12 protein-coding genes and 3 pseudogenes are annotated in these 12,380 nt (G+C 70.6%); 8 read left to right on the forward strand and 7 right to left on the reverse strand.

Annotated elements, in window-relative coordinates; genetic code table 11:
- The first annotated feature begins 67 nt into the window (after positions 1–67).
- From VV01_RS12040 to VV01_RS12050, 4 genes and pseudogenes are all read left to right on the forward strand, one after another.
- Positions 68–379: a putative quinol monooxygenase gene (locus VV01_RS12040; RefSeq protein ID WP_050670096.1), complete on the forward strand. Its 312-nt coding sequence runs from the start codon at positions 68–70 to the stop codon at positions 377–379.
- A 130-nt stretch (positions 380–509) separates the two neighbouring features.
- Positions 510–920 carry a GlcG/HbpS family heme-binding protein gene (locus VV01_RS12045; protein WP_050670097.1) on the forward strand — a complete coding sequence of 137 codons (411 nt, stop codon included), beginning with the start codon at positions 510–512 and terminating at the stop codon, positions 918–920.
- Positions 921–1,002: 82 nt separating this feature from the next.
- Positions 1,003–1,080: pseudogene (locus VV01_RS23340) on the forward strand (antibiotic biosynthesis monooxygenase); the annotation flags it as partial.
- Between the two features lie 577 nt (positions 1,081–1,657).
- Positions 1,658–2,553 (forward strand): annotated as a pseudogene (locus tag VV01_RS12050) (ISL3 family transposase); the annotation flags it as partial.
- Between the two features lie 54 nt (positions 2,554–2,607).
- On the opposite strand, the gene pruA reads toward VV01_RS12050, so the two are convergent.
- On the reverse strand, positions 2,608–4,236 hold the full coding sequence (gene pruA, locus VV01_RS12055; RefSeq protein WP_050670098.1) for an L-glutamate gamma-semialdehyde dehydrogenase: 1,629 nt from the start codon (positions 4,234–4,236) through the stop codon (positions 2,608–2,610).
- Between the two features lie 105 nt (positions 4,237–4,341).
- Here pruA and VV01_RS24930 point away from each other — a divergent pair.
- Positions 4,342–5,220, forward strand: a pseudogene (locus VV01_RS24930) (alpha/beta fold hydrolase); the annotation flags it as partial.
- On the opposite strand, the gene VV01_RS23895 reads toward VV01_RS24930, so the two are convergent.
- The 5 genes from VV01_RS23895 to VV01_RS12085 are packed head-to-tail and all read right to left on the reverse strand — an operon-like array spanning position 5,155 to position 9,853.
- The gene (locus tag VV01_RS23895) at positions 5,155–5,889 is read right to left on the reverse strand and encodes a nucleotidyltransferase domain-containing protein (protein ID WP_050670100.1); all 735 of its coding nucleotides are present in this window, start codon (positions 5,887–5,889) and stop codon (positions 5,155–5,157) included. The pseudogene VV01_RS24930 and the gene VV01_RS23895 overlap by 66 nt on opposite strands.
- Entirely contained in the window at positions 5,886–6,311 is a 426-nt protein-coding gene (locus tag VV01_RS12070) for a DUF6912 family protein (RefSeq protein WP_050670101.1), read from the reverse strand. Before VV01_RS12070 ends, VV01_RS23895 begins: the two co-directional genes overlap by 4 nt.
- On the reverse strand, positions 6,308–7,717 hold the full coding sequence (locus VV01_RS12075) for a WS/DGAT/MGAT family O-acyltransferase (RefSeq protein WP_231635223.1): 1,410 nt from the start codon (positions 7,715–7,717) through the stop codon (positions 6,308–6,310). The genes VV01_RS12070 and VV01_RS12075 overlap by 4 nt, the downstream gene beginning before the upstream one ends.
- Before the next feature lie 31 nt (positions 7,718–7,748).
- Positions 7,749–9,167: an AAA family ATPase gene (locus VV01_RS24615; protein WP_050670102.1), complete on the reverse strand. Its 1,419-nt coding sequence runs from the start codon at positions 9,165–9,167 to the stop codon at positions 7,749–7,751.
- Complete coding sequence (locus tag VV01_RS12085) at positions 9,164–9,853, reverse strand: SAF domain-containing protein (RefSeq protein ID WP_050670103.1); 690 nt, start codon at positions 9,851–9,853, stop codon at positions 9,164–9,166. Before VV01_RS12085 ends, VV01_RS24615 begins: the two co-directional genes overlap by 4 nt.
- A gap of 234 nt (positions 9,854–10,087) precedes the next feature.
- Here VV01_RS12085 and VV01_RS12090 point away from each other — a divergent pair, with 234 nt between their 5' ends.
- Positions 10,088–10,309: a helix-turn-helix domain-containing protein gene (locus tag VV01_RS12090; protein ID WP_050670104.1), complete on the forward strand. Its 222-nt coding sequence runs from the start codon at positions 10,088–10,090 to the stop codon at positions 10,307–10,309.
- 3 nt (positions 10,310–10,312) lie between these two features.
- Here the strand turns inward: VV01_RS12090 and VV01_RS12095 are convergent, their stop codons facing one another.
- Positions 10,313–10,855: a hypothetical protein gene (locus VV01_RS12095; protein ID WP_050670105.1), complete on the reverse strand. Its 543-nt coding sequence runs from the start codon at positions 10,853–10,855 to the stop codon at positions 10,313–10,315.
- 122 nt (positions 10,856–10,977) lie between these two features.
- Between VV01_RS12095 and VV01_RS12100 the strand changes: the two genes are divergently transcribed.
- Together VV01_RS12100 and VV01_RS12105 are read left to right on the forward strand one after the other, a co-directional pair.
- Positions 10,978–11,811, forward strand: a complete 834-nt coding sequence (locus VV01_RS12100; RefSeq protein WP_050670106.1) for a LysM peptidoglycan-binding domain-containing protein — start codon at positions 10,978–10,980, stop codon at positions 11,809–11,811.
- Positions 11,808–12,362: an Rv3235 family protein gene (locus tag VV01_RS12105; protein WP_050670107.1), complete on the forward strand. Its 555-nt coding sequence runs from the start codon at positions 11,808–11,810 to the stop codon at positions 12,360–12,362. The genes VV01_RS12100 and VV01_RS12105 overlap by 4 nt, the downstream gene beginning before the upstream one ends.
- The last annotated feature ends 18 nt before the right edge of the window (positions 12,363–12,380 follow it).

Consider the following 12,380-nt stretch of genomic DNA (forward strand, 5'->3'; position numbering starts at 1 on the left):
CATGCCCTTGCTCGTCCTACGCTGAACTCGCTTCACCAAGAAACCTCGACACCTAGGAGAACCCCTCATGTCCACACCCGCATCACTTCCGTATGCCTTCGTCGCCAAGATCGTCGCGGCCGATGGACAGCACGACGCGCTCGCCGATCTGCTCGCCGGCGCTGTCGCGCTCGCCAACGAAGAAGTAGGAACGATTGTCTGGTTCGCGGTCAGGACCCACGCCGACACCTTCTGGATCTTCGATGCATTCCCCGACGAGGCCGCTCGCGACGCCCACGCCAACGGCGCCATCGTCGCAGCCCTGACGGACAATCAGCACCTCCTCGGCGCAGCACCCGAGATCATGGCGGCCGACGTCCTCGCGTCCAAGCTCCCGTAGTCCGCCAACGCACGTCCGCAACGCGAACACAACACGAGCGCTGTCGGTCACAAACTCAACAGGCAAACCAACGGGCGGCTCTGGAGCGGCTCGAGCCACAAAGCGCACGCCACATTCGAAGGAGCAATTGATGCCATCTATTCCTACATTGTCGTTGGACGACGCCAAACGTGTCATCGCGGCAGCAGAAGCTGAATCCAGCACGCAGGGTCAGCCCAGTAACATCGCCGTCGTCGATGCCGGCGGCAATCTCGTCGCTCACGTACGGATGGACGGAGCGTGGCTGGGCAGCATCGACATCTCGATCAACAAAGCTTTCACGGCCCGAGCGTTCGACACAGCCACCAAAGACCTCGGCGACCTCGCCCAACCCGGTGAGCAGTTCTACGGCATCAACGCCTCCAACGACGGTCGGGTGATGATCTTCGCCGGTGGCATCCCGCTCGAGCGCGACGGCCAGGTCGTCGGCGCCGTCGGCGTCAGCGGAGGAACCGGCGTCCAAGACCAGGCCGTCGCCGAAGCCGCCGCCAGCGCCTACTGAGACCGACCCGCACCGAACCCGGCCCCCTGCCGGCACGGGGCTGGATGCGTGCGTCGTCGACGTAGACGGTCACGGCTCGGACCTGACGGCCAACCAGCACCTCCTCGGCGCAGCACCCGAGATCATGGCGGCCGACGTCCTCGCGTCCAAGCTCCCGTAGTCCGCCAACGCACGAGACGATCGCGCCCCTCCGAGCCGTAGCCAGGTCGCGACGCAACGCCACGCTGCGTTGCCGAGCGGTGCGAGGCCTATCGACACACGGACAGGATGCCGGCCGCGAGGGGTCCGTCGCAGAGGAGAGCGACGTCGGTGTCGGGCAGAGCCGTGAGGCCAGCGCATCGCGCGACCACCAGAACCGAACAGCCCCTGCCCTGCGTTTCCGCAGGTCAGGAACTGTTCGCCGGAGCCGCCTGTCGGAATCGAACCGACGACCTCATCACGTCGGCTTTCCGTCTATCGCTTGATGCGCCACTGGGCGAACGAGCCGCTGACCTGCGCAAACGCCGAGCGTGGGGGACGCCGCCATCCGGTGGTGACCGACGACGACCGACCAGTACCGACCGTTTCACCGGAGCTTGGGGCGGCGTCGAAGCCGAGCAAGCTCCATTCCTTTAGCTCACCGCGCCCTCCTCCTCTCAGATGACGGTGTAGGTCGGCCGGGCGCGTCGGTCCGCAGATAGACGTCGAGGTCTCCCGACGACGGAGGTTCCTACGCCATCCATCCGAAGGACCTCGACGTGTCCGACGCTACCCCGCCGGCCGGCTTCGGCCGCCCTGACCTGACCGCCTTCGCTCGACTCGACGGCCTCGGTCTGAGCGTGACCGGACAACGACTTGAACCGGATCGTGCGGTCCTCGCGTGCCGCGTGGTGGAACCAGATCCGTGGTGCCGACGGTGCGGCACCGAAGGCGCTGCTCGTGACACCGTGATCCGGCGGTTGGCCCACGAGCCGCTGGGCTGGCGACCGACCGTGCTGGAAGTTGTAGTGCGCCGCGACCGCTGTGCCGACTGCGGACACGTGTGGCGCCAAGCACCAGCGCCGCGGCGGAGCCACGCGCGAAGCTCTCGCGCACCGGGTTGCGGTGGGCGCTGGAAGGGATCGTGGTCGCACACCTCACCGTCGCCCGTGTCGCCGAGGGACTCGGGGTCGCGTGGGACACCGCCAACAACGCGGTCCTGGCTGAAGGCAAGCGGCTGCTGATCAACGACACCACGCGGTTTGAGGGCGTGAAGGTCATTGGCGTCGATGAGCACGTCTGGCGCCACACCAGGCGTGGCGACAAGTACGTCACCGTGATCATCGACCTCACCCCGGTCCGCGATGGCGCCGGCCCAGCAAGGCTGCTGGACATGGTCGAGGGCCGGTCGAAGGCGGCGTTCAAGACCTGGCTCGCCGACCGCGACGACGCCTTCCGTGACGCGGTCGAGGTGGTCGCGATGGACGGCTTCACCGGGTTCAAGACAGCCGCTGCAGAGGAGATCCCGGACGCGGTCACGGTGATGGATCCCTTCCACGTCGTGCGCCTGGCCGGTGACGCCCTCGACAGGTGCCGGCGCCGGGTCCAACTCGCGATCCACGGGCACCGTGGGTTCAGGGACGACCCGCTCTACAAGCCGCGGCGCACGCTGCACAGACCCCAACTCCTACACCCCCGATTGGGATGAGCCGGTTTTCGTACGTGGATCTCAGCCCTGATGCGGGTAGGTGTAGTCCGTCGGCGGGACGAACGTCTCCTTGATGGAGCGGGTGCTCGTCCAGCGCATGAGGTTCTGCGCGGCGCCGGCCTTGTCGTTGGTGCCCGAGCCGCGGGCGCCACCGAAGGGCTGCTGACCGACGACCGCACCGGTCGGCTTGTCGTTGACGTAGAAGTTGCCGGCGGCGTAGCGCAGCCGCTCCTGAGCATCAGCGATGACCGTGCGGTCCTGGGCGATGATCGAGCCGGTGAGGGCGTACGGGGCGAACGACTCCATCTGGTCGAGCACCTTGTCGTACTGACGGTCCGGGAAGACGTGCACGGCCAGGATCGGTCCGAAGTACTCGATCGAGAACACCTCGTGCTCGGGGTTGCTCACCTCGAGCACCGTCGGGCGGACGAAGTAGCCGACCGAGTCGTCGTACGTGCCGCCCGCGATGACCTCGATGTCGGCGTGAGCGTGGGCCATGTCGATCGCGTCCTTGTGCTTGGCGAACGCCCGCGCGTCGATGACTGCACCCATGAAGTTGGACAGATCGGTGACGTCGCCCTGGGTGATGCCCTCCGTGAGCAACACCAGGTCCTTCTTGATCTTGCGCCACAGCGACTGCGGGACGTACGCGCGTGAGGCGGCCGAGCACTTCTGGCCCTGGAACTCGAACGCACCGCGGATCATGGCCGTGCGCAGCACGTCGGGGTCGGCGGAGGGGTGGGCGAGGATGAAGTCCTTGCCGCCGGTCTCGCCGACGAGGCGCGGATAGGTGCGGTACGACTGCAGATTCGAGCCGACCTCCTGCCACAGGTGCTGGAAGGTCGCGGTCGAGCCGGTGAAGTGGATGCCGGCGAGGTCGGGGTCCTTCAGCGCGACCTTCGAGACGTTGATGCCGTCGCCGGTGACCAGGTTGATGACGCCGGGCGGCATGCCCGCGGCCTCGAGCAGCTCGATCGTGAGCTGGGCGGCGCGCTGCTGCGTGGGCGAGGGCTTCCAGACGACCGTGTTGCCCATCAGCGCGGGCGCGGTCGGCAGGTTGCCGGCGATGGCGGTGAAGTTGAACGGCGTGATCGCGTAGACGAAGCCCTCGAGCGGGCGGTGGTCGGTGCGGTTCCAGACGCCTCGCGAGTTGGCGACGGGCTGCTCGGCCAGCACCTGGCGACCGAAGTGGACGTTGAACCGCCAGAAGTCGATCAGCTCGCACGCGCTGTCGATCTCGGCCTGGTACGCGGTCTTGGACTGGCCGAGCATCGTCGCGGCGTTGAGGCGCGCACGCCACGGACCGGCCAGCAGGTCGGCGGCCTTGAGCAGGATCGCCGCGCGGTCGTCGTACGACAGGGCGCGCCATCCGGGCGCCGCGGCCTTGGCCGCGTCGACGGCAGCCTGGGCGTCGGCGACGGTGGCGTTCTTGAGGGTGCCGAGCACCGAACGGTGCGCGTGCGGCTGACGGACGGCCACGGCGCGGCCGCCACCCATGACCCGCTTGCCGCCGATCGTGTGCGGCAGCTCGACCTGCTCCGAGGCCAGCTCGGCGAGGGCCACCTCGAGACGCGCCCGCTCGGGGCTGTCGGGGGCGTAGTCGAGGACGGGCTCGTTGATCGGGGCGGGGACCTGGGTGACAGCGTCCATGGGTGGGTGGCTCCTTCGGGCGACGACAGCGGTGTCCATGTGTCGGACAGCCCCATCGTGGCACGGGTCACTCGGTGTCGGGACGGCCGTCCTAGGGTGCTGCCCATGGCACTGGCGCCCGCAGACCTGACCGTTCACGTCACCGACGGTGACGGACCGACCCTCGTGCTGCTGCACGGCTTCCTCGGCTCGGCCCGGGTGTGGGACGACGCCGTACGCCGGTGGGAGGGCTGTCGTGTCGTGGTCCCCGATGCGCGTGGCCACGGCTCGTCGGCACGACTGACCGCCGAGCAGGCCAAGCCGACCGCTGCCCCGACGATGATCGCCGACGTCATCACGCTCATCGAATCCGTTGACCCTGGGCGGGATTCGCAGATCGCGCTCGTCGGCCACTCGATGGGCGCGGGCGTCGCCGCCGCGGTCGGCGCCCAGCGCCCGGACCTGGTCGACGCCCTCGTGCTCGAGGACCCCGCCTGGATGCCGCTGGAGCGTGCGCGTGCCTGGCGTGACGACCACCCCGCGCAGGAGTGGGCGCAGGAGTTCCGCGACGACCGCGAGTCAGCCGTGGCCGCGCTGCGCGCCGAGCACCCGCGGTGGTCCGACGAGCTGGTGCAGGCGTGGGCCACGTCCGCCACGCAGATCGACCCGCTGCTCAAGCACTCCGGCCAGTGCGTCGCTCGCACCCCCGTGGACCGAGGTCGCAGCGGCGATCACGCTCCCGACCCTGCTCGTGACGGGCGACCGGCCCGACAACACCGTCGACGACGCGACGTTCGGGATGCTCGAACAGCTCGAGAACACCGCAATCAGCGCTGCCGTGGTCGAGGGTGCAGGGCACTTCGTGAGGTTCGACGACCCGCAGGGCTATCACACCGCGGTCGACCCGTTCCTGGCCGAGATGCTCGGCCAGGCGGTCGCTCACCCGATGCGATAGCCCTCGAAAAGCCTTCCGCCGCAACCGTTCAGCACGTCCTCGGCAGCCTCGACCGCAAGCCGTCTCGGGTCCTCCAGCGCCGCGAGCAGGAGCGCGCCGACGCCCGAGTCGTCGGCACCCGTGGCGTACCAGTGCTCCAGCTCGCGCACGAGTCCCTTGCCGGTGCCCTGCCAGTGACGTTCGAGCCCGAGCAGCAGTCGGATCGCACCCTCGAGCACCATCGCGACCAGCAGGGTCGCCTCGGCGCTCGGCGCCTCCGTGAGGTCGTCGACCAGGTCGGTGAGGACGTACCGCTGCCGGTCGATCTCGTCCGGGCTCAACGGCCGTGGGCCGGCCTCGATCTCGGCTCTGCACTCACGCTCGACCGCGTCCAGGGTGGCGGCATCACCGAGCAACCGGGCGGTGTCGGCCACCAGCCGTGCCGTCGTCGGCTGGCGGCGCCGCTGGTCCTCGTCACGGAAGCGCCGCAACGACTCGTGCGTCTGGACGAACAGCTCGACCGGCACACCGTCGTACGTCACCGACTCACGGAACGGCGCCGGATGACCGTTGAGGAGTACGAGCACGTCGAGGTCGGACGTCGCGGTCGCTGTCCCGCGCACGACGCTGCCACCGAGCCAGGCGCACTCGGCGTCCGGAAACCGTTGCAGCGCAAGAGTTCTCGCAGCCTCGACCGACTCGGCGAGCGACCACCTGAACCGTCGGGGCTCTGAGCTCACCGGGCGAGCTCGGCACGCACGAGGGCGATCTCGGTGACGTCGTACCAGGACAGCTCGACGTCCTCCTCGCCCGAGGTGTCGGCGCCGACGTCTCCGACGTGCAGGCTCACGATGCGCGGCAGGGCGACGGCACCGTCGACCACGACCGCCGTCTCGATGCCTTCGTCAGGCTCACGCACGACGGGCTGCTCGAGGTCAGCGGCAGCCACGACGATGCGCACTCCCCCGGCACCCGATGCGAGCGCGGCGTCCTGCAGGGCGCCGTACTCGAGAACCTCGGGGTCCTCGTGCGGCTGGGCGCGCAGGACGGCGGCCGTGACGGCGTACGCCTCACGGGTCGGGCCCGGCAGCTCACGCCGCTCGTCGAGCGCCGCCAGGTCGTCAGCGGTCACCGGCAGGTAGACACGGGTGGTGGTGTTCATGCGAGTACCTCCTTGTCCTCACGCAGCTCTTCCAGGGCGTCGACCAGGCACTGGCCGAGCACGTCGACGTCGGGCATCGCATCGCGGTCGGCGTTGAGACCGAAGTAGACGCCGCCGTCGTACGACGTCAGCCCGATCGCGAGCGCCTGCCCCTTGGCCAGCGGGATGACGGGGTGCGACGCCGTCATCAGCGCGTCGGCGGCGTAGAGCGGCTGCTGGGGGCCCGGCACGTTGGTCACGACCAGGTTGAACATCCGTCGTGACATGGCGCTGCCGAGCCGCGCGCCGAGCGAGTGCAAGGTGGGCGGGGCGAAGCCGGCGATCCCCGCGAGGGTCGAGGCTCCGACGCCCTGCCCGCGCTCGATCTGCTGCTGCATGGAGTAGGCCACCTGGTGCAGTCGCATCGTCGGGCGGGCCTCACCGACGGGCAGGTCGACGAAGCATGGCGTGACGTTGCCGGCGCCGCCTTCGGCGCCGTCGACCTGGGTGCTCACGGGCACCATCGCCCGGATGCTCTCGCCGGTCGTCATGGACTCGCCGCGCGTGAGCAGCCACGAGCGCAGACCACCGGTGATGGTGGCGAGGATGACGTCGTGGACCGTCACGTCGACCGCGCCGCGCGACTTCGACACCCGGCGTCGAATGCGTTGGTAGTCCTTGAGATCGGTCGACACCATCACGAAGCGGCGGTGCGCGCCCACCTCACGGTTGAGGGGGCTCGCCGGCGCCGGCAGCGCTGCCGACCGCGCCACGGTCTGGACCACCCCACCGACGCGTGAGGCGATCCGGCTCGCGATCCGACCGGTGTCGCGCACACCCGAACGCACCGTGCCGACGAGCGAGGTGGGTCGCCGTACGGCGTCGAACGCGGCGTGCGCCACGAGCTCGACGCTGCTCGGCTCGCGCTCGGCGCGCCAGGTGTAGGGCACGGGCGCACCGGAGTCGGCGTCGGCGTCGACGATGACCTGGCCGATGTCGATCGCGTGGACGCCGTCGACCAGGGCCTGGTGGGTCTTGGTGACGATCGCGAAACGCCCGTCCTGCAGCCCCTCGACGAGGTAGATCTCCCACAGGGGTCGGTGGCGGTCGAGCCCGCGGGCCTCGATGCGTCCGACGAACTCCTCGAGCTGGGCCATCGTGCCGGGTCGCGGAAGCGCCGAGCGTCGTACGTGGTAGGTGACGTCGAACTCGGGGTCGTCGACCCAGACCGGGTTGAGCAAGCCGCCGGGCATCTCACGCACGCGCTGGCGGTAGCGCGGGACGTAGGCGATGCGGCTCGTGACCAGGCTGACCAGGCGGTCGTAGTCGAAGCCGTCGTCGGCCTGGCTGAAGATGAGCACGCTGCCGACGTGCATCGGCGTCGTGCGGTCCTCCAGGTAGAGGAAGGAGGAGTCCAGCGAGCTCATGCGTTCGACCACGGCCGCCATCCTGCCATCGTCAGACCGGCTCGACGCTCCGTCCGCGCCGTGGACGCAGCGGCCGTCGGCGCCGGAGCACCACGTCGACGCCGACGAGGTCCCCTGCGAGCGTGGCCATCGCGCGCCGGGCGGCGGAGCCGGGTGCGGCCTCGGCCAAGGTCTGCCCCGCGAGCATCGCGGCGTCCAGCGCGGCCCGGTCGTCCGGCACGGTGACGACCGCCCCGACACCGGCGAACCGGTCGAGTGCCTCCTGGACCCGTCGCTCGGGCGATCCGCCGACGGCCGCCGACCGCACCTTGGTGACGACCACGTGCGGAGTCGTTGTGAAGGCGCGCAGCTCGTCCAGGCCGCGTACGAGACGTTGCAGGCCGACGGGATCGGCGGCCCCGACCGCGAGCACGTCGTCGGCCACGCGCAGCGCCGCCGTGGTCGTGGCGTTGCGGCGTGGCGCCCGCGTGTCGTAGCTGAGCTCCTCGTCCTCCTCGAGGCAGAAGCCGACATCGACCACCGTGACATCAGCCAGCGTCCGACACTGCGCGAGCACCTCGACGAACGCGTCCTCGCGCAGCTCGGGCCAGCGGTCGGCGCGCGGCAGCCCGGTCAGCACCCGAAACCCTGGTGCGACCTCGGGTGCGATCGACGCGAGCCGGGGCTGGTCGAGGACACCAGCGTCGGCGAGCCGCGCCGCGGCTGCGACGCCGGGTGCCTCGTCGAGCAGAGCCAGGTGCTGGGCGACGGACGCGCCGTAGGTGTCGGCGTCGACCAGGACGACGGTGCGGCCGAGACGAGCCATCTCAGCGGCGAGGTTGACGGCCACGGTGGTGCGTCCGGGGGCACCCGTCGGGCCCCAGACGGCCACGACCCGGTGCGGTGGGGAGGGCTCGGACGACTGAGCGCGTGGCAGCGCGACCCGCACGTCAGCGGCCGGCTCCGAAGGTGCTGGGAGAACCGATGCACCCGTGAGCGGTCGCAGCACGGGCCGCTGCTCGCCGAGCAGCTCTCGGCTGATCGCCGCATCGATGTCGGTGTCGGTGGGGTCGCCGGGATCGGGCACCACTCGACGCGGGTTCTGGTCGCCGTCCGCGTCGTCGGACGGCGGCGTGAGGACGTCCGACCAGTCGCCCGCAGGCGCACCGGCAGAGATCAGGCGCTCGACGGTGAGCTGGCGCAGGCGCCGCTGGTCGTCCTCGGCTCCCTCGGCGAACACACCGACGACCAGGACGCCGGCAGCCCGCAGGTCGGCGACGACCGTGCGGTCCAGCTGGGGCAGATCGGCGCTGATCACAGCCGTACGAGCGACCCGCGCCGCGCCTGCGGCGAGGAGGTCCTCGACATCGGCGCACCGGCGTACGAGACGCGTGCCCGATGCCGCCTCGACACGGGTGGCGACCTCCGCCTCGAGGTGCACGCTGACCGCGGTGAGGACGGTGACGGTCATGACGGGTTCCGCAGGGGCGATCCGGCTGTCGGGACGAGCGTGAGCCGGGCGTCGGTGTTGACGGCGCCGATGACGTCGGGGACCTTGGCGGTGGGCACGAGGACATGCACGGCGGCGTCCTGCCCGGAGCCGACCCCGAACCTGCCCTCGTCGCTCGGGACCAACGACACGACCGCACGCTCGACCATCCGCTGCGGCTTGTTGTAGCTCGCGACTCCGGCAGCGTCCTTCTTGGTGCTGACCCAGACGTCGACGACGGACCCCTCGACGAGGGTGGCCGCGAGCGAGGCGTCGACCCGCACCGACACGGCCTTGACGTCGACCTGCGCTGCGGTGCCGACGGCAGACCGCGGCAACAGCTCACCGGCCCGGATCTCGCGCGTCACCCGGCCCGCCGGGAGCGCCTTGGCCGCCGAGACGTAGGTGCTCGAGTCGTCGAGCCGAACCCGGACGGTGCGCACGTCGTCGCCGGTGATCGGCTGCCCGGGCACGAGCGACCGCGTGGCCACGAGCACCTCGACCGAGTCGTCCAGACGCTGGATCACCGTGGCGCCGGCGACCGTCGCCAGCGCGATCAGCAGCACACCCACCACGAGGCGGCTGTCACGCCAGGACGGCTTCTGCAGCCGTTGCGCGGTCGGCCTCGGAAGTGCTCCGTCGGCCGATCGTTCGCGTGTGTCCCCCACCTGCTCCTCCTCGTCTGCGCGGCTGCGTCCGCAGCGGCACCACATGGTGGCCCGCCACAGCGGCGGACGGTCCGATCGCGAGGGTAAAGAAATGGTCATGAACCGCGCGCCGGTCGTCCACAGGCTGCGGCCCACGCAGTGCTAGCGTCGGCGGTTGTCCACAGCGCGTGATGCACGGCTCGCGCTCATGCGTCAGGCTGGGGACCGACCCGCGTACACCCCGTAGGAGCAGCCGTGCCGCGCTTTGTGCAGATCGCCGACGTCGCCGAGACGTTGAACATCTCCTCTCGGCAGGCCTACAACCTGGTCAAGAGCGGTGAGCTGCCGGCGATCAAGGTCGGCAACAGCTGGCGCGTCGAGACCGCTGAGCTGGAGAACTACATCCAGCGGGCCTACGCCCAGACGCGCCAGCAGGTCGAGAGCAACGCCTTCGCCGACGACGAGATCGACGCCTGAGGCTCACGCCCGGCGTACGACGGCGAGCGACCCGAACGGCAGCACCCGTTCGCCGGTGACGCTGCCCGGCCGGCGTACGACGTCGGCGGGGTGCTCGGCGAGGTCGACGTGGTCGGCACCGACGCGGTCGATGGTGCCGGTGGCGCTGCCGCCCCACAGGTCGTGCATCACGACCGCCGCCCGGTCGCGGCTGATCGCGCGCAGGGCGACCGTCAGTCCGAACCGACGCCCGAGGCGTTCGCCCGCGTCGGCGTGCGCGGCCAGCCCGGTCACGGACGTCACCGCATGCACGGGCACGAGCGCCGTACGCCGGCCGGTCTCCTCCAGCAGCAGCCAGTCCTGACCGAGGTCGTCGAGCCTGCCCGCCACCGGTCCGGCGGGAGTGCTGACCGTGATCGGGGCGCCGACCGACATGGCGGCGCGGTCGAGCCAGCCGATCGTCGCGCGCTCGCGACGAGTGCGGTCGGCCACCTCGGCATCGCGGTCGCGCAGCTCGGAGTGGCGCAGCTGTCCTTCGAGATCAGCGAACAGGTCCTGCCAGCGCACAGCCGCATCCTAGAGCCCGCATTCCCATGCGCCGACAGCATCGATGCGTCACTAACGGTAGACAGATGACATCAAACGTCATTAATGTGCAGTCATCGATAACGAACCGCACCGGGGGACGCATGCAACGCTCCACTGACACGCCACGGCGAGTCCGCAGGGCTCATCGCCATCGAGCGGGCCTGCTCGGCCTGCTCGCCGCAGCAGCGGTTGCCGGCGCCGCCGTGCTCGCTGCCCGCGCACTCCGCACGCTGATCGTCGAGCTCACCGGAGAACGCACCGTGCGGCTCGACGAGGCGGTCACCGCTGTCGCGCTCGCCGTGATGGTCCTGGCGCTGATGTGGTGTGTCGTCCTGCTGCTCGCCTGCGCGGTCGAGCTGCTCCGGCCGCGGCGCACCGCACCTCGTGATGCGGTGGTCCTCCCCTGGCACCTCGCGCCCGATCTGTCGATGCGTGTCACCGGTCTGCTCCTGGCGCTGACCGCTCTCGGCTCGGGACCGGCCCAGGCCGCCTCCTCACCCGATCCGGTCGCGGTCGTCAGCCAGGTCGACGCGCCGGCACCGGTGCCGTCGTTCGGGATCACGCCACCATCGGACGCAGCCGCACCCGCGCCGTCGTTCGGCAGCACCAGCGAGCCGACGGCGGAGTGCCCGAAGGGTGCACCCGTCCCGGGCTGGACTCCCACCCGCCCTGCCGCCGTCCGGGCCCACGGCGCCGAGCACGTCCGGCTGCTCGCCGGGTGCGCGGGCGACGCGCCGGCGGGCGAGATCGTCGTGCACCGCGGCGACGACCTGTGGTCCCTGGTCGAACGACACCTCGGTGACGACGCCGACGCCGCACGGGTCGCCGAGGAATGGCCCCGCTGGTACGCCGCCAACCGCGTCGTGATCGGCGCTGATCCCAACGTCCTGCAGGTCGGACAGACCCTGCGCATTCCCGAAGGAGCTCTGCGATGACCGTCACCGCCGCCCGCACCTGCGCCCGGCCCGTCACGCTGCGTCCCGTCCGCGAGGTCGAACCACCCGCTCTCGACGACGCAGCCGTGCGGCAGCTGTTCGAGCGGGCTCCTCGACGCGGGCACCGCCCGCGGGCCGTGCCGGCTGCTGTCCAGGGCACGCTGGCGATCGACTTCCGCCGGCCCGATGCCGACCCGTACTTCGGGCCCCAGGCGACCGGGCGCGCGGATCTCCCCGACCCGACGGCATGGGCTCGCCAGGTCCTCGCCGCCACCCTGGAATCCATCAGCGGAGCACGCGCACCGCATCAGCTCACGCGGTGCATGACTGCGGACGTCCACGCTCGCGTCGTACGCCGGCACCGCGTCTCTCAGCGTCGAGGTGCCGCCGTGCAGCGCACCCAGGTCAGACGGCTGCGCGTGGACGAGCCGGTGGACGGCGTCGCCGAGGTCGCCGCGGTGGTCGTCCTCGACGAGCGCGTACGCGCGGTCGCGATGCGCCTCAACGGCGCCGACGGCCGGTGGTTGGTCACCGAGCTCGTCATCGGCTGAGCGCGGCAGACCGACGAA

Origin of the sequence: Luteipulveratus halotolerans (genome assembly GCF_001247745.1) — a bacterium.
Taxonomy (GTDB): Bacteria; Actinomycetota; Actinomycetes; order Actinomycetales; family Dermatophilaceae; genus Luteipulveratus; species Luteipulveratus halotolerans.

Excerpts from the sequence above, each read along its gene's own strand:
- VV01_RS12045 (WP_050670097.1), top strand. The coding sequence starts at position 510 with ATGCCATCTATTCCTACATTGTCGTTGGACGACGCCAAACGTGTCATC.
- VV01_RS12040 (WP_050670096.1), top strand. The coding sequence starts at position 68 with ATGTCCACACCCGCATCACTTCCGTATGCCTTCGTCGCCAAGATCGTC.
- VV01_RS12075 (WP_231635223.1), bottom strand. The coding sequence starts at position 7,717 with ATGAGCTCGCTGGACTCCTCCTTCCTCTACCTGGAGGACCGCACGACG.
- VV01_RS12105 (WP_050670107.1), top strand. The coding sequence starts at position 11,808 with ATGACCGTCACCGCCGCCCGCACCTGCGCCCGGCCCGTCACGCTGCGT.
- VV01_RS24615 (WP_050670102.1), bottom strand. The coding sequence starts at position 9,167 with ATGACCGTCACCGTCCTCACCGCGGTCAGCGTGCACCTCGAGGCGGAG.
- pruA (WP_050670098.1), bottom strand. The coding sequence starts at position 4,236 with ATGGACGCTGTCACCCAGGTCCCCGCCCCGATCAACGAGCCCGTCCTC.
- VV01_RS12070 (WP_050670101.1), bottom strand. The coding sequence starts at position 6,311 with ATGAACACCACCACCCGTGTCTACCTGCCGGTGACCGCTGACGACCTG.
- VV01_RS12100 (WP_050670106.1), top strand. The coding sequence starts at position 10,978 with ATGCAACGCTCCACTGACACGCCACGGCGAGTCCGCAGGGCTCATCGC.